Origin of the sequence: Citrobacter rodentium NBRC 105723 = DSM 16636, from assembly GCF_021278985.1 — a bacterium.
In the GTDB taxonomy this organism is placed as follows: Bacteria; Pseudomonadota; Gammaproteobacteria; order Enterobacterales; family Enterobacteriaceae; genus Citrobacter_A; species Citrobacter_A rodentium.
This window is the reverse complement of record NZ_CP082833.1, coordinates 1494547-1516204: the sequence shown is the minus strand read 5'-3', so window position 1 is coordinate 1516204 and position 21658 is coordinate 1494547. Positions and strand designations below refer to the sequence as shown.

Annotated in this window: 17 protein-coding genes; 12 read left to right on the top strand and 5 right to left on the bottom strand. The window is 55.0% G+C overall.

Features of this window, described 5'->3' with window-relative positions:
• Positions 1-2: 2 nt before the first annotated feature.
• The 4 genes from K7R23_RS07125 to K7R23_RS07110 form a co-directional block, all read right to left on the bottom strand.
• Entirely contained in the window at positions 3-2765 is a 2763-nt protein-coding gene (locus tag K7R23_RS07125) for an autotransporter outer membrane beta-barrel domain-containing protein (RefSeq protein WP_012907859.1), read from the bottom strand.
• 181 nt (positions 2766-2946) lie between these two features.
• A complete protein-coding gene (locus K7R23_RS07120) occupies positions 2947-3198 on the bottom strand; it encodes a hypothetical protein (RefSeq protein WP_148222111.1) in 252 nt (83 codons plus the stop codon).
• A 23-nt stretch (positions 3199-3221) separates the two neighbouring features.
• Positions 3222-4025: a DeoR/GlpR family DNA-binding transcription regulator gene (locus K7R23_RS07115; protein WP_012907860.1), complete on the bottom strand. Its 804-nt coding sequence runs from the start codon at positions 4023-4025 to the stop codon at positions 3222-3224.
• A 33-nt stretch (positions 4026-4058) separates the two neighbouring features.
• A complete protein-coding gene (locus K7R23_RS07110; RefSeq protein WP_012907861.1) occupies positions 4059-4955 on the bottom strand; it encodes a sugar kinase in 897 nt (298 codons plus the stop codon).
• A 166-nt stretch (positions 4956-5121) separates the two neighbouring features.
• On the opposite strand from K7R23_RS07110, the gene yihU reads away from it, so the two are divergent.
• The 11 genes from yihU to K7R23_RS07055 all read left to right on the top strand — a co-directional run bounded on the left by yihU (position 5122) and on the right by K7R23_RS07055 (position 17840).
• On the top strand, positions 5122-6012 hold the full coding sequence (yihU, locus tag K7R23_RS07105; protein WP_012907862.1) for a sulfolactaldehyde 3-reductase: 891 nt from the start codon (positions 5122-5124) through the stop codon (positions 6010-6012).
• A 19-nt stretch (positions 6013-6031) separates the two neighbouring features.
• Positions 6032-6910 (top strand): sulfofructosephosphate aldolase, encoded by an 879-nt coding sequence (gene yihT, locus K7R23_RS07100; protein ID WP_012907863.1) that lies wholly within the window; start codon positions 6032-6034, stop codon positions 6908-6910.
• Between the two features lie 13 nt (positions 6911-6923).
• A complete protein-coding gene (gene yihS / locus K7R23_RS07095; RefSeq protein ID WP_012907864.1) occupies positions 6924-8165 on the top strand; it encodes a sulfoquinovose isomerase in 1242 nt (413 codons plus the stop codon).
• Between the two features lie 56 nt (positions 8166-8221).
• Complete coding sequence (locus K7R23_RS07090) at positions 8222-9139, top strand: aldose-1-epimerase (RefSeq protein ID WP_012907865.1); 918 nt, start codon at positions 8222-8224, stop codon at positions 9137-9139.
• A gap of 178 nt (positions 9140-9317) precedes the next feature.
• Positions 9318-9995 (top strand): IS66-like element accessory protein TnpA, encoded by a 678-nt coding sequence (gene tnpA / locus K7R23_RS07085; protein ID WP_012904569.1) that lies wholly within the window; start codon positions 9318-9320, stop codon positions 9993-9995.
• The gene (gene tnpB, locus K7R23_RS07080) at positions 9995-10342 is read left to right on the top strand and encodes an IS66 family insertion sequence element accessory protein TnpB (RefSeq protein WP_012904570.1); all 348 of its coding nucleotides are present in this window, start codon (positions 9995-9997) and stop codon (positions 10340-10342) included. Before tnpA ends, tnpB begins: the two co-directional genes overlap by 1 nt.
• Before the next feature lie 19 nt (positions 10343-10361).
• Positions 10362-11933 carry an IS66-like element ISCro1 family transposase gene (locus K7R23_RS07075; RefSeq protein ID WP_012904571.1) on the top strand — a complete coding sequence of 524 codons (1572 nt, stop codon included), beginning with the start codon at positions 10362-10364 and terminating at the stop codon, positions 11931-11933.
• Between the two features lie 32 nt (positions 11934-11965).
• Positions 11966-12805 carry a sulfite exporter TauE/SafE family protein gene (locus K7R23_RS07070; RefSeq protein WP_012907866.1) on the top strand — a complete coding sequence of 280 codons (840 nt, stop codon included), beginning with the start codon at positions 11966-11968 and terminating at the stop codon, positions 12803-12805.
• Between the two features lie 96 nt (positions 12806-12901).
• Complete coding sequence (locus tag K7R23_RS07065; protein WP_024132974.1) at positions 12902-14938, top strand: alpha-glucosidase; 2037 nt, start codon at positions 12902-12904, stop codon at positions 14936-14938.
• A 46-nt stretch (positions 14939-14984) separates the two neighbouring features.
• Positions 14985-16370 (top strand): MFS transporter, encoded by a 1386-nt coding sequence (locus K7R23_RS07060; RefSeq protein WP_012907868.1) that lies wholly within the window; start codon positions 14985-14987, stop codon positions 16368-16370.
• 42 nt (positions 16371-16412) lie between these two features.
• Complete coding sequence (locus K7R23_RS07055; RefSeq protein WP_012907869.1) at positions 16413-17840, top strand: MFS transporter; 1428 nt, start codon at positions 16413-16415, stop codon at positions 17838-17840.
• 115 nt (positions 17841-17955) lie between these two features.
• Here K7R23_RS07055 and typA read toward each other — a convergent pair whose 3' ends face one another.
• Positions 17956-19779: a ribosome-dependent GTPase TypA gene (typA, locus tag K7R23_RS07050; RefSeq protein WP_012907870.1), complete on the bottom strand. Its 1824-nt coding sequence runs from the start codon at positions 19777-19779 to the stop codon at positions 17956-17958.
• Between the two features lie 376 nt (positions 19780-20155).
• Here typA and glnA point away from each other — a divergent pair, with 376 nt between their 5' ends.
• The gene (glnA, locus tag K7R23_RS07045) at positions 20156-21565 is read left to right on the top strand and encodes a glutamate--ammonia ligase (protein ID WP_012907871.1); all 1410 of its coding nucleotides are present in this window, start codon (positions 20156-20158) and stop codon (positions 21563-21565) included.
• Positions 21566-21658: the final 93 nt, after the last annotated feature.

Below are 21658 nucleotides of genomic sequence, written 5' to 3'. Positions count from 1 at the left end.
TATCAGAAGGTGTACTTCACGCCGAGCATGGCGGAGGTATCGCTGTAGCTGTTGTCGCCAACCTGCTGCGCAACGTTACCCCAGACCTGCAGGCGAGGCGTAACCTGCCCTTCCACACCCACTTTTAGTTCGCCAATATTGCGCGTGCCGCTGATTTCATCCGTGATGGAGCCCATCTGCACGGCCTGGTTACTGGTATTGTGGATCCAGTTCGCCTCTACAAACGGCTGGAAATCGCGCCCTTTACCGGCATCTTTTTCCGCGTGCCCTTTCAGGTAAGCGCGGACGCCAAGACGGGTCATCAGGTTGCCGTCGGTTTTATCTTTCACCAGCGTACCGTTGCGTTCACGATGAGCGTCGGCCTGCACGTCCATCCAGATAACCTGCGCTTTCGGCTGGATCCAGTAGCTTGCTTTTTCACTTTCTCCCATCAGGAAGCTGTAGCCCCCTTCAACGGATGCGGTGATACCGTCGGATTTGTAGCTTTCGCTGGCCAGATGGTCGCCGCGAACGGTGTTATCGAACCAGTTGTACAATACCCAGCTATCCAGATAGGTGCCGGTCTTGTCGGCTTCGTTCGCATACCAGGTGGCATACAGACCCACGCTGTAGCCATCTACCGAACCACGGGAGGCATAGCCGGTGTGGTCGTTACGGGTTTTGCTTTTCTGATTGGCATAACCTGCCATCGCGCCCAGATGCCAGCGATCGAGGCTGTCGCTGCTCCATTGCGCCAGATCGCCGCCAATTTGCAGAACGTAACGGTTCGCCGTGGTTCTCAGCTGTCCGCTGGCGTCATCGAAGCGGGTGCGGCCGCCTTCGTTACGTATCCACATACTGGTGACTTTCTCTTCGCCGGTCAGCACGTCGGTATACTGCGTTTCACCCAGACGATCATGCAGACGGGTGATAAACATCGTGTTGGCGGCGTAGTTGTTCGCCAGATAGCTACCAAACTCCGGACGATACTGATGCTCAACGGGAGTCGGAGGCGCAGGCGGACCCTCTGGTTTTGGCGGCGATGCCGGCGTTGGCGGCGCAGGCGGCTCCGGCGGTTCAGGAGGATCAACCGGATCGACAGGGTCTGGCGGAGGCGGCGGCTCTGGCGGATCGACCGGTTCCGGATCGGGTTCTTCAGGCGGATCCACCGGCGTCAGTTCACTGGTCAGATACCAGTCGCTGGCTTTTTTCACCACGTCGTAATCATACGCGCCCGCCACGATACGACCTGCTTTGGCAAATGTACCGTCGGAGTTCCCTGCGACCTCGACGATCTTAATCCCTTCAACCGTCAGTTCGCCCGCGCCGCCGATGTTGTTAATGCCCACGCTGGTGTTGCCGGAAGTATCCCCTTTAACGATTAACTTATCGGTTAAGGAATCGTCGCCGCCCAGCACGGTATTCAGCACTATTGTGCCGCCGTTACCGACGTAGTTGCCTTCAACGGTCAGGGTTTTCGGAACGAATGTCTCATCCGCGCCAGGAGATTGCCACGCCACGGTGGCGCCGTTCAGCGTCAGATCGGTCAGCGTGGAGTCTTTGGTCATCGTCCACAGACTGCCGCTGCCTTTTACGTTCAGGTTAACCTTCGACGTGGCGTCCACGCTGGTCGAACCGACGAAAAGGGAGGTATCCGCCATATTCAGGGCTACCGTACCGCCATTGATGGCGTTGATATTACCTTCAATATCAAATACGCCTTCGCTGTCGGTCAGCACGGTTCTGTCAGGATTCAGGCTGTCGGTTCGCAAATGCGTATCGGCGACCACCGGCATAACGATTGCCTGACTAGAAATAACCGAGTCAACGCCATTCGCCTGAATAACATCGGCGCTGGCGGCCGTTCTCAGCTTCGCGCCGCCCGCCAGATAAACCGTCCCCGGACGAACGTTATCCGTATAGGTCCCCTGCTGTTCGGTAGAAGCGTAAATCGCGAAAGCGTTCTCACCCGTTGTTGCAATATCCACGCCGTCGCCCAGCTGGATAAGTCCGCCCTTGTTGGCGTAAACGGCATGGCCGCCTTTGGTGGTGGTGGAAATTTCAGAGTCGTCGCCGATAAACACATAGGCATTGCCTTTAGTGTTATGGTTTTTACCCTGCAGGATATCCATAATTCCCATGCCGTTGGTGTCTCTGTCCCTGTTACCGGCGTAAACGGCATAGCCTTTACTGTCGGCCGCATTCGCCGCGGTTCCGGTCCCGACCACTTTCAGCACGTTTTTCCCGGCCAGGATAATAATGCTGTTTGCGCCCGCGTTCTGGAAGTTATTCGCCCTGACGGCAACGCCATCCTTAACCGAGATATTTGTCGACTCCGTGACATACACCAGAGAGTCGTAGTCATTATTAAAATCGGATGCGGCGTTAATGCCGTCAGCCGACGATCCCGTGGTTTCAATGGTTAAATTTCTGGCTTTAAAAAAGACCGCTTCGCTGTTACCCCTGACCCCGTCGGCGGCAGAGCCGGACGTTTTAATCGTAATGTCTTTGAGGTTTGGCGCATTCATACCGTTCGTCTGTAAATAGACCCCAAAACCGCCCAGCGGGGAGGTTGCGCCAGTCCCGGTAGTGGTGACGTTAATCAGGTCGTAATCGCCAAGAGGGGTTGAACCTCCGTAATAATAAAGTACGTTGTTATGATCGAGCGTCAGCTCCGCGTTTGCGTTCGGAACATGGCCGCCTACGGCAATAAGCGCTACGGCAATACTTAATGCCGTCTTTTTAAAAAGCGCGCTTTTCTTTAAGTCTTTGTATGTGGTTTTCATATTTCCACCTTTTCCTTAACATTCGTCATTAACGCTGACTCGTCAGGATTCAGGACTCCGTTTTCGAATGAAAATAACTGCTTGAAAAAACCAAAGGCAAAAGATTGGCGGCTCTTTAAGAAAATAAAGATTCAGCGACCAACTCAATTAATGAAACTTACCTTTTACGGCATAGATATCGTTATTTAAATGAACTGTCAACGGAGGAAAAACGAGGAAAAAAACCAAAACCGAAAGCGTTATCATTTATTTGCATTATTCCTGGAAAATATTTTCCAGAATTTAAAACTCTTGTCATGGCTGCCGAAAAGGCTAATAAATCAAGGTCCGGAAAGAGCATTTTTTGCAAAATAAACCCGCAATTAAGAATATTGCATATTATACCAGGACGTTTCTCAACTTTTAATTTTTGTGATAAAAGAACCGCCTTCACGGCGGTCTCTGTAAATAAACGGATCAGGCGCTGGCAACATCGTCCTGGGCAGGACTCACTTCGACAATTTCGACCTGCTGGGACTTCAGCAAATTGTGTAAGGCAGGACCCGGCAGCTCATCGGTAAACAGCGCCGTCACCTGCGACACGTTACCAATCTCCACCGCGGCGGAAGCATGATATTTGGTATGGTCGGCGGCCAGAAGAATATGCCGCGAGTGCGTCATCATCGTTGTCACCACGCTGGCTTCATTGACGTCAAACTCCAGCAGCGCGCCGTCGCTTTCAATCGCCCCGACGCTGGTCACCAGGTAGTCGGCGCGAAAGCCAGCGACAAAAGCCGTCGCGGACGGGCCGATGATGCCGCTGTTGTGCGGACGCAGCGTGCCGCCGGGCACCATCACTTCGAAGCGCGGATTGTTATACAGGATATGCGCGACGCGCAGGCTGTTGGTGATAATCCGCAGATGGTTGTGGTTCAGCAACGCCCGCGCCACCTGTTCGACGGTGGTGCCGATAGTGATAAACACCGTTGAACCGTCCGGAATATAGTCAGCCACCGCTTCCGCGATGGCCTTTTTCTCTTTTGTCCACGACACTTCACGCTGCTCAAATGCCATATTCACGACGCTGGACGCCCGCCCCGCGCCGCCGTGATGGCGGGTGATAAGACCCTGCTCGCTCAGTTTACGAATATCACGGCGCACCGTCTGGGTGGAAACCTCCAGCAAATCCGCCAGTTCATCAATATTCATATACCCGCGCTCGCTAATGAGCGCGAGCAACTGATCGTGGCGTGGATTGCCGGTCAGTTCAGTAAGACTCATGAAATGCCCTCGAAAAACCATTGCTCTGGCATTTTATACAAAAAGTGACAGGAAAGATCGGGTTTGATCACAGTCAGGTATCCCCGCACGTCCGCCGGGACGCGTACACTTCAGCGCCGCCACCCCGCTGGCGAACCTGACAGCCTCCGCCATTGCGCTGCCTGAAGCCAGGCTGAACGCCAGCGCGCCGTGAAAAACATCGCCTGCGCCCGTAGTATCCACCACCTCAACGCTAAAACCGGGCTGATGAAGCAGCCGATCGTTTTCAAGCCAGTTACAGCCTTCACCGCCGCGCGTCACATAGACATGTCCATTTGTGAGCGTTTGTGCGAAATGCAGCGCCTTAATGACATCTTCGGTGCCAGCCAGCCGCGCCAGCCCCGGCGCCGAAAACGCGGCATGATCGCTGAGCGCCACCAGCTCGCTGATATCCTGCGGCGTCACATCGCCATCCAGTACGGTCATGACCCCCGCGCGGCGTGCAAGAGTAAATGCCTGCTTCGCCCCTTCATGCCAGCGAATGTCGGCTAAAACGACATCCCATTGGGAAAAATCGATCTCATTAAGCCACCCGGCGTCCGGCAGTAAGTCCGGGCTGGGGAAATTAACGATAATCCGCTCACCTTTCGCATCCACCATAATCGCTGACTGCGACGATTTTGCCTGCGCGTAGCGCCGGGTGTAGCGGGTATTGACTCCCAGCGCTTCCAGCTCCGCCAGCAGACTGTTCCCGGTGTCGTCATCGCCGACGCGGCCAATAAAGTCCACCTGCGCGCCCAGCTTCGCCGCCGCCACCGCAGCCGTTGCCGCAGGTCCGCCGCCCACTTCCGTATAGCGCTGCGCCACATATTTACCGCCTTCGGTCGGTAAGCCCTCTACGTAATAGATACGGTCCATCACGGTAATACCTACACAAGCAATACGAATCATGGCCATTCCTTAATTGATTTGAGATGGAATCATTTTAATTTCATGAAATGTTAAAAAAGTGACGGCTGTCAATTTTTTGACCATAAATTACAAATACGATCAAAAACAGACAGAAACAACCGTCTCTGAATGACAAAAAATGACATCCACGTCTCAGGAGGACGTTATGGCAGTAATCGCATTTATCGGATTAGGGCAAATGGGCTCGCCAATGGCAGGCAACCTGCTGAAGCAGGGCCACCAGCTCAGCGTTTTTGACGTCAATCCGGACGCCGTGCAGCGTCTGGTGGAAAAAGGCGCTCAGCCTGCCAGCAGTCCGGCGCAGGCGGCGGAAGGCGCTGAGTTCGTTATCACCATGCTGCCCAATGGCGATCTGGTGCGCAGCGTCTTGTTTGGCGCGCAGGGGGTTTGCGAAAGCCTGTCGCCGCAGGCGCTGGTGATTGATATGTCCACCATTCATCCCATGCAGACCGACAGCCTGATCGCAGAAATGCGCGCCAAAGGATTCGCCATGATGGATGTGCCGGTCGGACGCACCTCCGATCACGCCATCGCCGGCTCCCTGCTTCTGCTGGCGGGCGGTACGGCAGAACAGATCGAACGCGCCACGCCTGTGCTGATGGCAATGGGCAATGAGCTGATTAACGCGGGCGGTCCGGGGATGGGTATCCGCGTGAAGCTGATTAATAACTACATGAGCATTGCGCTCAACGCGCTTTCCGCAGAAGCCGCCGTGCTGTGCGAAGCGCTCGGCCTCTCCTTTGACGTGGCGTTAAAGGTAATGAGCGGTACGCCAGCCGGGAAAGGCCATTTCACCACCTCCTGGCCGAACAAAGTGCTGAAAGGCGATCTTTCTCCGGCTTTCATGATCGATCTCGCGCACAAGGATCTGGGTATCGCCCTGGACGTCGCCAACCAGTTGCACGTCCCGATGCCGCTCGGCGCCGCCTCACGTGAAGTTTATAACCAGGCGCGGGCGGCGGGTCGCGGCCGGGAAGACTGGACCGCGATTCTTGAACAGGTTCGCGCCGCCGCCGGACGAAAAAACCATTTTTGATACGCAAAAGGACGAATAAATGACGATGTATACCCTGAAAGATATCACCCGACCTTCCGGCGGCTTCGCCATGCTGGCGGTTGACCAGCGCGAAGCGATGCGCCTGATGTTTGCCGCAGCCGGCGCGCCGACGCCGGTGACGGATCAGCAGCTGACGGATTTCAAAGTTAACGCGGCCAGGATTCTGTCGCCTTATGCCTCCGCCATTCTGCTCGATCAGCAGTTCTGTTACCGCCAGGTGGTGGAACAGAAAGCCGTGGCAAAAAGCTGCGCAATGATTGTCGCCGCCGATGCGTTTATTCCGGGTAACGGCATTCCCGTTGACAGCGTAACGATTGATAAAAGCATTAATCCTCAGGCCGTGAAGCAGGATGGCGCAAAAGCGCTGAAGCTGCTGGTGCTGTGGCGCAGCGATGAAGATCCTCAGCAGCGCCTGCAAATGGTTAAAGAATTCAATGAACTATGCCATGCCAACGGGCTGCTGAGCATTATCGAGCCGGTAGTGCGCCCGCCGCGCCGCGGCGATAAGTTCGATCGTGAACAGGCCATCATCGATGCCGCAAAAGAGCTGGGTGATAGCGGCGCCGACCTCTACAAAGTCGAAATGCCGCTCCACGGCAAAGGTTCGCAACAGGCGTTGCTGTCAGTATCCCAGCGTCTGAACGATCAGATCAATATGCCGTGGGTGATCCTCTCCTCCGGCGTGGATGAAAAATTATTCCCGCGCGCGGTCAGCGTCGCGATGACGGCAGGAGCTTCGGGTTTCCTGGCGGGCCGCGCGGTCTGGTCATCGGTCATTGGCCTGCCGGATAGTGAAATGATGCTGCGAGACGTTTCTGCCCCTAAATTGCAGCGACTGGGCGAAATTGTCGATGAAATGATGGCTAAACGTAATTAAACGAGGAAAGCACATGAAATGGTTTAACACCCTGAGCCACAACCGCTGGCTGGAGCAGGAAACGGATCGCATTTTTAACTTTGGTAAGAACGCGGCGGTGCCGACCGGGTTCGGCTGGCTGGGCAATAAAGGGCAGATAAAAGAAGAGATGGGAACCCACCTGTGGATCACCGTTCGTATGCTGCACGTCTATTCCGTCGCCGCCGCAATGGGCAGACCGGGCGCTTACGATCTCGTTGACCACGGTATTAAAGCGCTCAATGGCGCGCTGCGGGATAAAAAATATGGCGGCTGGTACGCCTGCGTTAATGACGAAGGGGTGATGGATGCCTCCAAACAGGGCTATCAGCATTTCTTTGTCCTGCTCGGCGCTGCCAGCGCGGTCACCACCGGCCATCCGGAAGCCAGAAAGCTCCTCGATGATGCGATCGAAGTCATTGAGAAATACTTCTGGAGCGAAGACGAGCAGATGTGCCTGGAGTCCTGGGACGAAGCCTTCAGCAAAACCGAAGACTACCGTGGCGGCAATGCCAATATGCACGCCGTTGAGGCGTTCCTGATCGTTTACGACGTGACCCATGACCGCAAATGGCTTGACCGGGCGGTACGTATCGCGTCGGTGATTATTCACGACGTCGCGCGTAAAGGCGACTATCGCGTCAACGAGCACTTTGACGTCAACTGGAACCCAATCCGCGATTACAACAAAGAGAATCCGGCTCACCGCTTCCGCGCTTATGGCGGGACGCCCGGCCACTGGATTGAATGGGGCCGCCTGATGCTGCATATCCACCCCGCGTTTGAAGCCCGATGCGAACAGCCACCAGCCTGGCTGCTGGAAGACGCCAAAGGATTGTTCCACGCCATGATCCGCGACGCCTGGGCGCCGGACGGCGCTGACGGCATCGTTTATACCGTGGACTGGGATGGTAAACCCATCGTGCGGGAACGCGTACGCTGGCCGGTTGTGGAAGCGATGGGTACGGCATATGCGCTCTATACCGTGACAGGCGATCGCCAGTATGAAGTCTGGTATCAGAAATGGTGGGATTACTGCATTAAGTACCTGATGGACTACGAGAATGGTTCCTGGTGGCAGGAGCTTGATCCTGACAATAAGGTCACCACCAAAGTCTGGGACGGTAAACAGGATATTTACCACCTGCTGCACTGTCTGGTGATTCCACGCATCCCGTTAGCGCCTGGCCTGGCGCCCGCTGTCGCCGCCGGGTTACTGGACGTAAACGCTAAGTAAAACCACTCAATACGGCATATCAACACTCGGTGTCGATATGCCGTCAGGGGATTTGTATGCAGAAAAGACGTTTGCATAGCGGAGGGAAAACCCTTTCCCTTACGGCAGGTGATTACCGCGCCCAAATTGTGACGGTTGGCGCCGGACTTGCTGAATTATCGTACCAGGGCTGCCACCTGGTGATACCGCATAACCCGGAAGAAATGCCGCCCGCACATCTGGGGAAAGTGCTTATCCCCTGGCCTAACCGTATTGCGAATGGCTGTTATCAGTATCAGGGGCGGGAATTTCAGCTGCCGGTAAATGAGCACAGTTCCCACGCCGCCATTCATGGTTTTCTGGCATGGCGCGACTGGCAGGTCGCTGACGCCACGGCGGATAAGGTCACGCTGACGGCATTTTTGCCCCCCAGCTATGGCTATCCTTTTTCTTTATTTTCCACGGTGATTTATTCGCTGGATCGGGAAAAGGGGCTGTCGGTAGAGATAATCAGTGAAAATATTGGCAAACTCCCGGCCCCCTATGGCGCGGGGATTCACCCTTATCTCACCTGTAACCTGGCGCCTGTCGATAGCTACCGGCTGCAATTTCCGGCAAAACAGGTTTTTGCGGTAGATAGTCGCGCAAATCCCACGACGCTGCATCCGGCGCAGGAGCTGGACCTGGACTTTTCCCTTCCCAACTATATTGGCGCACGGAAAATCGATCACACCTTTAAAACCGATTCCCGCGCGTGGGAGGTCAATATAACCGACCCGGCGCAGGGGCTTTCCGTAAGCCTGTACGCCGATCAGCCTTGGTTGCAGATATACAGCGGTGAAAAGTTAAGTCGTCAGGGACTGGCGGTGGAACCTATGAGCTGCCCGCCGAACGCATTTAATTCAGCCATCGATCTTGTCCACCTGCAACCCGGGGAGAGCCACCGTCTCTTTTTATCCATTAAAGGCGAACGCCTGGAGCCCGGAAATGGATAAAAGCAACCGAATAACAATTAACTGCTTCCATACGTGTTTAGCGTCACCGGGTTTAAGGTCTGGATTAACAACAAGGAATTACCATGGATTTTTTTAATTTATTCACGCCCGATGGCGTAATGTTAGTAAGCGTCTCATTTAAACCGTCTGGTCTGTTTCCTCCGGCTCCACAAAAATAATGTCCATCATTTTTAGTGGACACTATCGTATGGAATACCGGACCTGGATTACTGAAGCTTTACGCCTTCACTTCGAAGAACATTTACCTCGGGTTGTGGCCGGACGTCGCCTGGGTGTACCAAAATCAACAGTTTGTAGTATGTTCGTGCGCTTTCGGAGAGCTGGCCTTTCGTGGCCTTTGCCCGCAGGCATGTCGGAGCAGGAACTTGATGCCTGCCTTTACGGACAATTTTCCACGGTACCAGTCGTACGTCCTGAAAGCACCGTTATATCCGAAACCCCCGTGGTAAAAAAACGTCCCCGGCGGCCCAACTTCCCTTATGAGTTTAAAATCGCCTTAGTGGAGCAGTCACTGCAGCCCGGAGCCTGTGTGGCGCAGATCGCCCGGGAAAACGGAATCAACGATAACCTGCTCTTCAACTGGCGCCATCAATACCGGAAAGGTGGCCTGCTGCCTTCCGGAAAAAATATGCCGGCACTGCTTCCCGTGACGTTAACGCCGGAGCCGGATAATAAAATCCCGGCCCCCGCACAGGAACCAGAGCAGATAAATACACCGTCCGACAGTCTGTGTTGTGAGCTGGTTCTGCCGGCCGGAACTCTCAGGCTTAAAGGTAAACTGACGCCGGCGTTATTACAGACACTTATCCGCGAAATAAAAGGGAGCAGCCACTGATGATATCTCTCCCTGCAGGTTCGCGTATCTGGCTGGTTGCAGGTATCACCGATATGCGAAATGGCTTTAACGGCCTGGCATCAAAAGTTCAGAACGTCCTGAAGGATGACCCGTTCTCCGGACACCTGTTCATCTTCCGCGGACGCCGGGGTGACCAGATAAAAGTGTTGTGGGCTGACAGTGACGGACTGTGCCTCTTCACCAAACGCCTGGAGCGGGGCCGCTTCATCTGGCCAGTCACCCGTGACGGCAAGGTGCACCTTACTCCGGCTCAGTTATCCATGCTTCTTGAAGGTATCAACTGGAAGCACCCGAAACGAACGGAACGCGCTGGAATCCGCATATAACCCGTTGTAAAGTGAGGATATGGACACCTCACTTGCTCATGAGAACGCCCGCCTGCGGGCACTGTTGCAGACGCAACAGGACACCATCCGCCAGATGGCCGAATACAACCGCCTGCTCTCACAGCGGGTGGCGGCTTATGCTTCCGAAATCAACCGGCTGAAGGCGCTGGTTGCGAAACTGCAACGTATGCAGTTCGGTAAAAGCTCAGAAAAACTTCGCGCAAAAACCGAACGGCAGATACAGGATGCACAGGAGAGAATCAGCGCACTTCAGGAAGAAATGGCTGAAACGCTGGGTGAGCAATATGACCCGGCACTGCCATCCGCCCTGCGCCAGTCTTCAGCCCGTAAACCGTTACCGGCCTCACTTCCCCGTGAAACCCGGGTTATCCGGCCGGAAGAGGAATGCTGTCCTGCCTGTGGTGGTGAACTCAGTTCTCTGGGATGTGATGTGTCAGAGCAACTGGAGCTTATCAGCAGCGCCTTTAAGGTTATCGAAACACAACGTCCGAAACTGGCCTGTTGCCGGTGCGACCATATCGTGCAGGCACCAGTACCTTCAAAACCCATTGCACGCAGTTATGCCGGAGCGGGGCTTCTGGCCCATGTTGTCACCGGGAAATATGCAGACCATCTGCCGTTATACCGCCAGTCAGAAATATACCGTCGTCAGGGAGTGGAGCTGAGCCGTGCCACACTGGGGCGCTGGACAGGTGCTGTTGCTGAACTGCTGGAGCCGCTGTATGACGTCCTGCGCCAGTATGTGCTGATGCCCGGTAAAGTCCATGCTGATGATATCCCCGTCCCGGTCCAGGAGCCGGGCAGCGGTAAAACCCGGACAGCCCGGCTGTGGGTCTACGTCCGTGATGACCGTAACGCCGGTTCACAGATGCCCCCGGCGGTCTGGTTCGCGTACAGCCCGGACCGGAAAGGCATACATCCACAGAATCACCTGTCCGGTTACAGCGGAGTGCTTCAGGCCGATGCTTACGGTGGCTACCGGGCGTTATACGAATCCGGCAGAATAACGGAAGCCGCGTGTATGGCCCATGCCCGGAGAAAAATCCACGATGTGCATGCAAGAGCGCCAACCGATATCACCACGGAAGCCCTGCAGCGTATCGGTGAACTGTATGCCATCGAAGCAGAAGTCCGGGGATGTTCAGCAGAACAGCGTCTGGCGGCAAGAAAAGCCAGAGCTGCGTCACTGATGCAGTCACTGTATGACTGGATACAGACTCAGATGAAAACACTGTCGCGTCACTCGGATACGGCAAAAGCGTTCGCATACCTGCTGAAACAGTGGGATAGCCTGAACGTGTACTGCAGTAATGGCTGGGTGGAAATCGACAACAACATCGCAGAGAACGCCTTAAGGGGAGTGGCCGTAGGCCGGAAAAACTGGCTGTTCGCGGGTTCTGACAGCGGTGGCGAACATGCGGCGGTGTTGTACTCGCTGATCGGCACATGCCGTCTGAACAATGTGGAGCCAGAAAAATGGCTGCGTTACGTCATTGAGCATATCCAGGACTGGCCGGCAAATCGGGTACGCGATCTGTTGCCCTGGAAAGTTGATCTGAGCTCTCAGTAAATATCAATACGGTTCTGGCGAGCCGCTTACTAATGTTAGATACCAACGTGGTATTAATCGTTATCGCATTAATGTTCCTTTATACCTTTGTGGGAATTTGCGCAGGCTTTGGCGGCGGGCTGACCACGATGCCGCTCATTACTCTGATGTTGCCGGTGAAGATGGCGACGCCCTTATCGGTGATTGTCGGCACCGCAACCGCCATCTATGCCACCTGGCTGTCGCGAAAAGAAACGGACTGGCGCTCCGCCGCGGTGCTGATTGGCTTTTCATTTCTCGGCATTCCGGTCGGCTTATATGCGCTGACATATCTGCCCGATCATATGATGAAAATAGGGCTTGGCGCATTTCTGATCCTCTATTCGTTTTACAGCATGTTTATTCCCCGCCTGCCCATTTATGACCGCAGATGGATCGCCGCGCCGCTTGGCGCTGTCGCCGGGGCGCTGGGCGCCGCGTTTTCCACCAATGGTCCGCCGGTGGTGATGTATGGCATGTTGCGTAATTTAGGTCCGGCAGCGTTTCGCGGAACGCTTAACGCTTTCTTTACCGCCAACAATATTGCCGTGGTCGGTGGTCTGGCGACCAGTGGCATATTGACCATCTCCACCTTCAAGCTGGTGATTTTCTGTATCCCGACGATGATTCTCGGATCGCTGGTGGGCCAATACGTTCATAAACGTATTTCCGTGAAGGTATTCCGCGTGCTGGTCTTTTTACTGCTGATTGCCTCTGGCGCGATGTTAATAAAAGGCGCAATGGGAATTCCTGCGCTTGTGGCGCTGTTACCGCCATTTTTATTACTGGCGGTGTTACAGCTGATATTTGGCAAAAAAATTGCCGAAATTCGCAAGGCTGATGCAGCGAAATAAAAAACGCTGCCAGCTGTGCGTCAGCGTTAATTAAAAAACTAACAAAACATAACTACCTTACCCGTCCCGCTCTCCTTAATGAATGGAGATATTGTTATGAGTCTGAAAGATGAGTTTTTACTGAACATCAGGTTAGAGAATAGTGAGAACGGTTTTACTTTATTCTATCAACAGCGCCCTCTCCTGCACCACAGCGCGACCTCCCCTTGCCTGTGGGTCGGCGCGGGCGTGGCCGATATCGACATGTTTCGCGGCAATTTCAGCATTAAGGACAAGCTGAACGAGAAGATAGCCCTGACCGACGCGGCCGTCAGCGAATCGGCTGACGGCTGGCGAGTGCGTTTTAGCCGCGGCGATGCGGTTAACGCCTCGCTGCATATCTCTGCCGATGAAATGGGCCGCCTGACGCTCAGGCTGCAAAACGACGATCGCCGCCATAACCGCATCTGGCTGCGGCTGGCGGCAAAACCGCAGGACCATATCTACGGCTGCGGCGAGCAGTTCTCTTATTTCGACCTGCGCGGCAAGCCGTTCCCGCTGTGGACCAGCGAACAGGGCGTGGGCCGCAACAAAAGCAGCTATGTGACCTGGCAGGCCGACTGCAAGGAGAACGCGGGCGGCGACTATTACTGGACCTTCTTCCCGCAGCCGACCTTCGTCAGTACGCAGAAGTATTACTGCCACGTCGATAACAGCTGCTATATGAATTTTGACTTCAGCGCGCCGGACTATCACGAACTGGCCTTCTGGGAAGATAACGCCACGCTGCGTTTTGAATGCGCCGACAGCTACATCGCTCTGCTGGAAAAACTCACCGCGCTGCTGGGCCGCCAGCCCGAGCTGCCGGACTGGGTGTTCGATGGCGTTACGCTGGGTATTCAGGGCGGCACCGACGTCTGTCAGCAAAAGCTGGACACCATGCGCAATGCCGGGGTGAAAGTTAACGGCATCTGGGCGCAGGACTGGTCCGGGATCCGCATGACCTCGTTCGGCAAGCGTGTTATGTGGAACTGGAAGTGGAACAGCGAAAACTACCCGCAGCTGGACAGCCGCATTCAGCAATGGAAAGCCGAAGGCGTCCAGTTCCTCTCCTACATCAACCCGTATGTCGCCAGCGATAAAGACCTCTGCGCCGAAGCAGCGCAGCGCGGCTATCTGGCGAAAGACGCCGCCGGAAACGACTATCTGGTTGAATTTGGCGAGTTCTACGGCGGGGTGGTGGATCTGACGAATCCACAAGCCTATGACTGGTTCAAAACGATCATCAAAAAGAACCTGATCGCGCTCGGCTGCGGCGGCTGGATGGCGGACTTCGGCGAATACCTGCCGACCGATACCTGGCTGCACAACGGCGTCAGCGCCGAAATTATGCATAACGCCTGGCCGGCGCTGTGGGCAAAGTGCAACTACGAGGCGCTCCAGGAAACCGGCAAACTTGGCGACATCCTGTTCTTTATGCGCGCGGGCTACAGCGGTAGCCAGAAGTATTCCACCATGATGTGGGCGGGCGATCAGAACGTTGACTGGAGCCTCGACGATGGCCTGGCCTCCGTGATCCCTGCCGCGCTTTCTCTGGCAATGTCCGGCCACGGCCTGCATCACAGCGACATCGGCGGTTACACCACCCTGTTTGACATGAAGCGTACGAAGGAACTGCTGCTGCGCTGGTGCGACTTCAGCGCCTTCACGCCGATGATGCGTACTCATGAAGGCAACCGTCCGGGCGATAACTGGCAGTTTGACAGCGATACGCAAACCATCGCCCACTTTGCCCGAATGACCACCGTCTTTACCACCCTGAAACCCTATCTGAAGCAGGCCGTCGCACAGAACGCCGCCAGCGGTCTGCCGGTGATGCGTCCGCTGTTCCTCCATTACGAAGACGACGCGACCGCCTACACCCTGAAATACCAGTACCTGCTGGGACGGGACCTGCTGGTGGCGCCGGTTTATGAACAGGGCCGCAGCGACTGGACGTTGTATCTGCCAGAGGACAGCTGGATCAACCTCTGGACGGGTGAAGCGTACCGGGGCGGAGAGATCACCGTGGATGCGCCGCTCGGACAGCCGCCGGTGTTTTATCGGGCAGACAGTGAATGGGCATCGCTGTTCGCATCAATGCGCCATATCTGATCGGGCTCGCCCGCGGCTAATCCCCGCGGGCAGATGAGGGATAATCATGAGTCAAAATACAGCCAGTCCGGCAACATTACGCTTGCCGTTTAAAGAAAAACTCGCCTATGGGATCGGAGACTTAGGCTCCAATATCCTTCTGGATATCGGGACGCTCTATTTACTCAAATTTTATACCGATGTGCTGGGTCTGCCGGGCACGTACGGCGGCATTATTTTCCTTATCGCCAAGTTTTTCACCGCATTTACCGATATGGGAACCGGAATTATGTTCGATTCGCGGCGTAAAATCGGCCCGAAGGGTAAATTCCGCCCTTTCGTGCTCTACGCCGCCTTTCCGGTGACTCTGCTGGCCATCGCTAACTTCGTCGGCACGCCGTTCGACGTCACCGGTAAAACGGTCATGGCGACGGTGCTGTTTATGCTCTACGGCCTGTTCTTCAGCATGATGAACTGCTCCTACGGCGCGATGGTGCCTGCGATGACCAAAAACCCGGACGAGCGCGCCTCGCTTGCCGCATGGCGTCAGGGCGGCGCCACGCTTGGTCTGCTGCTCTGTACGGTGGGCTTTGTGCCGGTGATGAACCTGATCGAAGGTAATCCACAGCTGAGCTATATCTTCGCCGCCACGCTGTTTTCCCTGTTCGGGCTGTTTTTTATGTGGTGGTGCTACGCCGGGGTAAAAGAGCGCTATGTGGAGGCGAAGCCCGCCGGTGCGGCGCAGAAGCCGGGACTGTTGCAGTCTTTTCGCGCCATCGCCGGCAACCGTCCGCTGTTTATTCTCTGCATAGCGAACCTCTGTACCCTCGGCGCGTTTAACATCAAGCTGGCGATCCAGGTTTACTACACCCAGTACGTCCTGCACGACCCGATCCTGCTGTCATGGATGGGCTTCTTCAGCATGGGCTGCATTTTCATCGGCGTCTTTCTGATGCCGGGAATGGTGCGCCGCTTCGGCAAGAAAAAGGTCTATCTCGGCGGTCTGCTGATTTGGGTGGCCGGTGATTTACTGAACTATTTCTTTGGCGGCGGCTCGGTGAGCTTTGTCGCCTTCTCATGCCTGGCCTTCTTTGGCTCAGCTTTCGTCAACAGCCTGAACTGGGCGCTGGTATCCGACACCGTGGAATACGGCGAATGGCGCACCGGCGTGCGTTCTGAAGGCACCGTATACACCGGATTCACCTTCTTCCGTAAGGTCTCGCAGGCGCTGGCGGGCTTCTTCCCCGGCTGGATGCTGACGCAAATCGGCTACGTGCCGAACGTGGCGCAGTCTGCGGGAACGGTCGAGGGGCTACGGCAGCTGATCTTTATTTATCCTTGCGCGCTGGCGGTCATCACCATCATCGCGATGGGCTGCTTCTACAACCTCAATGAAAAAATGTACATCCGTATTGTTGATGAAATTGAAGCCCGTAAGCGCGCAACCACATAATGATAATGAATGGCGCCCTGCGGGGCGCTACGGGGATTTATTATGTCTGACCACGATCCGCTAACGCTTAAACTGAGCCTACGGGAAAAAGTCGCCTACGGACTGGGCGATATCGGTTCTAATCTCATGCTGAGTATTGGCACGCTCTATCTGCTGAAATTTTACACCGATGAGCTGGCAATGCCTGCTTACTACGGCGGGATTATTTTCCTGGTGGCGAAATTCTTTACCGCTTTCACCGATATGCTCACCGGCATTCTGCTTGATTCGCGGAAAAATATTGGTCCGATGGGTAAATTCAGGCCATTTATCTTATATGCGGCGATTCCTACCGCCATTATTACGACGGTGCAGTTCATCGCCACGACCTTCAGTTTGCCGGTGAAAACGGCAATCGCCACCGGTCTGTTTATGCTGTTTGGCCTGTTTTACAGCCTGATGAACTGCGCCTATGGCGCGATGATTCCCGCCATCACCAAAAACTCACAAGAACGGGCGCAGCTGGCCGCCTTTCGTCAGGGTGGCGCAACGCTGGGTTTACTCGTCTGCACCGTAGCGTTTATGCCGTTGCAGGCCCTGTTTTCTTCAACCTCGCTGGGCTATGCCTGCGCCGCATTCATTTTTTCCGTGTGCGGTTTTGGATTTATGATGCTGTGCTTCAAAGGCGTTAAAGAACATTACGTCGAGCCGCCGTCAACAGGACATAAAATCAGCGTCGTTAAATCGTTCTGCGCCATCTTCCGCAATCCGCCGTTATTCGTGCTCTGCCTGGCGAATTTATGCACGCTGGCCGCCTTTAACATTAAGTTAGCGATTCAGGTTTATTACGCGCAATACGTGCTGAACGATATCCATCTGTTATCGTGGATGGGATTCTTTAGCATGGGATGCGTTTTAGTGGGCGTGATTCTCGTACCCTGGACGGTAAAATGCTTTGGCAAGAAGCAGGTCTACCTCGGCGGGATGGTGCTATGGGCGGTGGGCGATATCCTCAATTATTTCTGGGGCAGCACCTCTCTGACCTTCGTGGCTTTCTCCTGTGTCGCCTTCTTCGGCACCGCCTTTGTAAACAGCCTGAACTGGGCGCTGGTGCCGGATACGGTGGACTACGGCGAGTGGAAAACGGGCATTCGCGCGGAAGGTTCGGTGTACACGGGTTACACCTTTTCGCGCAAGATCTCAGCGGCGCTGGCGGGTTTCTTACCGGGCATTATGCTGACCCAGATTGGCTATGTGCCAAATATCGCGCAAAGCGACGCCACGCTGTCAGGGCTGCGTCAGCTGATCTTTCTCTGGCCCTGCGGGCTGGCGGTTATCGCCGCGTTAATCATGGGCTTCTTTTATAAACTCAATGAGGCGCGTTTCGCTTTTATCATTGCGGAGATAAACCAGCGGAAAAAAGCAAAACAGGCCGTTAACGCAACGGACCGGAAAGATACGACTGTCGATTACCTGCCGGCAGCGAAGTAAACCGCGCCGGGCGGGAACCACTGCGTCAGAAAAAAAAAGCCGCTGAAATTTCAGCGGCTTTTTGCTTGCCCGTTGCAGCCTGATAAGCAAAGCGCTATCAGGCCATTCAACGCGATTACTCTTCTTTCGCACCACGCATCGCACGGCGGCGATCGTTTTCCGTCAGATGACGTTTACGGATACGAATAGACTGCGGCGTCACTTCAACCAGTTCATCATCATCGATGAATTCCAGCGCCTGTTCCAGAGTCATCTTGATCGGCGGAACCAGAACCGTCGCTTCGTCCGTACCGGACGCGCGCATGTTGGTCAGCTTCTTACCGGTCAGGCAGTTGACGGTCAGGTCGTTGGAACGGCTGTGAATACCGATAATCTGGCCTTCGTACACTTCCGCGCCGTGACCGAGGAACAGCTTACCGCGATCCTGCAGGCCGAACAGCGCAAACGCCACCGCTTTACCCTGACCGTTGGAGATCAGCACGCCGTTGTTACGCTGGCCCACTTCGCCCGGACGCACGTCGTCGTAGTGGCTGAAGGTGGAGTACAGCAGACCGGTACCGGAGGTCATGGTCATGAACTCTGAACGGAAGCCGATCAGACCACGGCTTGGGATCACGTAGTCGAGACGTACACGGCCTTTGCCATCCGGATTCATGTTTTTCAGATCACCTTTACGCTCGCCCAGCGCCTGCATCACGGAGCCCTGGTGCTGCTCTTCAACGTCCAGCGTGACGTTCTCGAACGGCTCCTGTTTACGGCCATCGATTTCGCGGAAGATAACTTTCGGACGGGAAACCGCCATTTCGAAACCTTCACGGCGCATGTTCTCGATCAGCACCGACAGGTGCAGTTCGCCACGACCGGATACGCGAAACGCGTCCGCATCTTCGGTTTCTTCAACGCGCAGCGCAACGTTGTGCACCAGCTCTTTGTTCAGGCGGTCAAGGATCTGACGAGAGGTAACGTATTTACCTTCTTTACCACAGAACGGAGAGGTGTTGACGTTGAAGAACATGGTAACGGTCGGTTCATCAACGGACAGCGCCGGCAGCGCTTCAACTTTCTGCGGATCGCAGATGGTGTCGGAGATGTTCAGCTCGCCCAGACCGGTGATTGCAATGATGTCGCCCGCTTCCGCCAGATCGCTGTCGATACGCTCCAGACCCAGGTGAGTCAGCACTTTACCGACTTTACCGTTACGGGTTTTGCCTTCGCTATCGATGATAGTGATCTGCTGGTTCGGTTTCACTTTACCGCGCTTGATGCGGCCAATGCCGATAACGCCAACGTAGTTGTTGTAGTCCAGCTGGGAGATCTGCATCTGGAACGGACCGTCAAGGTCAACGTCCGGCGCAGGCACGTGGTCAACGATCGCCTGATACAGCGGGGTCATATCTTCCGCCATATCTTCGTGATCCAGACCGGCGATACCGTTCAGCGCAGATGCGTAGATGATCGGGAAGTCCAGCTGCTCGTCGGTCGCGTCGAGGTTAACGAACAGGTCGAATACCTGATCGACAACCCAGTCCGGACGGGCGCCAGGACGGTCAACCTTGTTGATAACCACAATGGGCTTCAGGCCATGAGCGAAGGCTTTTTTGGTCACAAAGCGCGTCTGCGGCATTGGGCCGTCAAATGCGTCAACCACCAGCAGCACGGAGTCAACCATGGACATGACACGCTCAACTTCACCACCGAAGTCTGCGTGCCCAGGGGTATCAACGATGTTGATACGGTAATCATTCCATTTGATAGCGGTGTTTTTCGCGAGGATAGTAATCCCACGCTCTTTCTCCAAATCGTTGGAGTCCATCACACGCTCTTGAGTTTCGGCACGAGAGTCGAACGTACCGGATTGCTGCAGCAGCTTATCAACCAGGGTAGTTTTACCATGGTCAACGTGCGCGATGATGGCGATGTTACGCAAATTTTCGATCACAACTTTGCCTCAGGCATTAGAAATAGCGCGTTATTGTACACGGATTAATCGCACTACAAAACAGGATCACAAACATCCTCCGCAAACAAGTATTGCAGAGTTTCTTTGTGATCGCTTTCACGGAGCGTTAAAAGGGTTATTCACTGTGCATTGCACCAACATGGTGCTTAATGTTCCCATTAAAGCACTATATTGGTGCAACATACTCATCATGGTGCAGCCCTTTTGCACGATGGTGCGCATGATAACGCCTTTTAGGGGCAATTTAAAAGTTGGCACAGTTTTCGCTTTATCTTTTTTACGGCGACACGGCCAATGATGAAAGAATTGAACACCTCGTTACCACGACGACCATGACCAATCTGGAGAGTTAAGTATGTCCGCTGAACACGTTTTGACGATGCTGAATGAGCATGAAGTGAAGTTTGTCGATCTGCGCTTCACTGATACCAAAGGTAAAGAACAGCACGTCACAATCCCTGCTCATCAGGTGAATGCCGAATTCTTTGAAGAAGGCAAAATGTTTGACGGCTCCTCGATTGGCGGCTGGAAAGGCATCAACGAATCCGACATGGTGCTGATGCCGGATGCCTCTACCGCGGTTATCGACCCGTTCTTCGCGGACTCCACTCTGATCATCCGTTGCGACATCCTGGAACCGGGCACCTTACAGGGCTACGACCGCGACCCGCGCTCTATCGCCAAGCGCGCGGAAGATTACCTGCGTTCTACCGGTATCGCCGACACCGTGCTGTTCGGGCCGGAACCAGAATTCTTCCTGTTTGACGACATCCGTTTCGGCAGCTCTATCTCCGGTTCTCATGTCGCTATCGACGATATCGAAGGCGCCTGGAACTCCTCCACCCAGTACGAGGGCGGCAACAAAGGCCACCGTCCGGCGGTGAAAGGCGGTTACTTCCCGGTTCCGCCGGTAGACTCCGCTCAGGACATCCGTTCTGAAATGTGTTCCGTAATGGAGCAGATGGGCCTGGTTGTCGAAGCGCACCACCATGAAGTTGCTACCGCCGGTCAGAACGAAGTGGCAACCCGCTTCAACACCATGACCAAAAAAGCGGACGAAATCCAGATCTACAAATATGTGGTTCACAACGTTGCGCACCGTTTCGGTAAAACCGCAACCTTTATGCCAAAACCGATGTTCGGCGATAACGGTTCCGGTATGCACTGCCACATGTCGCTGTCGAAAAACGGCACCAACCTGTTCTCTGGCGACAAGTACGCCGGTCTGTCCGAGCAGGCGCTGTACTACATTGGCGGCGTCATCAAACACGCTAAAGCGATCAACGCCCTGGCGAACCCGACCACCAACTCCTACAAGCGTCTGGTCCCGGGCTACGAAGCGCCGGTTATGCTGGCCTACTCTGCGCGTAACCGTTCCGCCTCTATCCGTATTCCGGTAGTGGCCTCGCCGAAAGCGCGTCGTATCGAAGTGCGCTTCCCGGACCCGGCGGCTAACCCGTACCTGTGCTTTGCCGCTCTGCTGATGGCAGGTCTTGACGGCATCAAGAACAAGATCCACCCGGGCGAAGCGATGGATAAAAACCTGTACGACCTGCCGCCGGAAGAGGCGAAAGAGATCCCACAGGTTGCAGGCTCTCTGGAAGAAGCGCTGAACGAGCTGGATCTGGACCGCGAGTTCCTGAAAGCGGGCGGCGTGTTCACTGATGAAGCTATCGACGCTTACATCGCGCTGCGCCGCGAAGAAAACGACCGCGTACGCATGACGCCGCACCCGGTAGAGTTTGAGCTGTACTACAGCGTTTAATACACCCAATCCTTCTGGCTGCGCTAAGGCGGCCTGAAGGAGGAAGTGTCGAGTTGCCGTGGAAATTTTAGCCTGCGCAGGCAGGTTTGGGAT

Bases quoted from the DNA above. Each gene is read 5' to 3' on its own strand.
- K7R23_RS07125 (WP_012907859.1), bottom strand. From the start codon at position 2,765: ATGAAAACCACATACAAAGACTTAAAGAAAAGCGCGCTTTTTAAAAAG.
- K7R23_RS07115 (WP_012907860.1), bottom strand. From the start codon at position 4,025: ATGAGTCTTACTGAACTGACCGGCAATCCACGCCACGATCAGTTGCTC.
- K7R23_RS07110 (WP_012907861.1), bottom strand. From the start codon at position 4,955: ATGATTCGTATTGCTTGTGTAGGTATTACCGTGATGGACCGTATCTAT.
- yihU (WP_012907862.1), top strand. From the start codon at position 5,122: ATGGCAGTAATCGCATTTATCGGATTAGGGCAAATGGGCTCGCCAATG.
- yihT (WP_012907863.1), top strand. From the start codon at position 6,032: ATGACGATGTATACCCTGAAAGATATCACCCGACCTTCCGGCGGCTTC.
- yihS (WP_012907864.1), top strand. From the start codon at position 6,924: ATGAAATGGTTTAACACCCTGAGCCACAACCGCTGGCTGGAGCAGGAA.
- K7R23_RS07090 (WP_012907865.1), top strand. From the start codon at position 8,222: ATGCAGAAAAGACGTTTGCATAGCGGAGGGAAAACCCTTTCCCTTACG.
- tnpA (WP_012904569.1), top strand. From the start codon at position 9,318: ATGTCCATCATTTTTAGTGGACACTATCGTATGGAATACCGGACCTGG.
- tnpB (WP_012904570.1), top strand. From the start codon at position 9,995: ATGATATCTCTCCCTGCAGGTTCGCGTATCTGGCTGGTTGCAGGTATC.
- K7R23_RS07075 (WP_012904571.1), top strand. From the start codon at position 10,362: ATGGACACCTCACTTGCTCATGAGAACGCCCGCCTGCGGGCACTGTTG.
- K7R23_RS07070 (WP_012907866.1), top strand. From the start codon at position 11,966: ATGTTAGATACCAACGTGGTATTAATCGTTATCGCATTAATGTTCCTT.
- K7R23_RS07065 (WP_024132974.1), top strand. From the start codon at position 12,902: ATGAGTCTGAAAGATGAGTTTTTACTGAACATCAGGTTAGAGAATAGT.
- K7R23_RS07060 (WP_012907868.1), top strand. From the start codon at position 14,985: ATGAGTCAAAATACAGCCAGTCCGGCAACATTACGCTTGCCGTTTAAA.
- K7R23_RS07055 (WP_012907869.1), top strand. From the start codon at position 16,413: ATGTCTGACCACGATCCGCTAACGCTTAAACTGAGCCTACGGGAAAAA.
- glnA (WP_012907871.1), top strand. From the start codon at position 20,156: ATGTCCGCTGAACACGTTTTGACGATGCTGAATGAGCATGAAGTGAAG.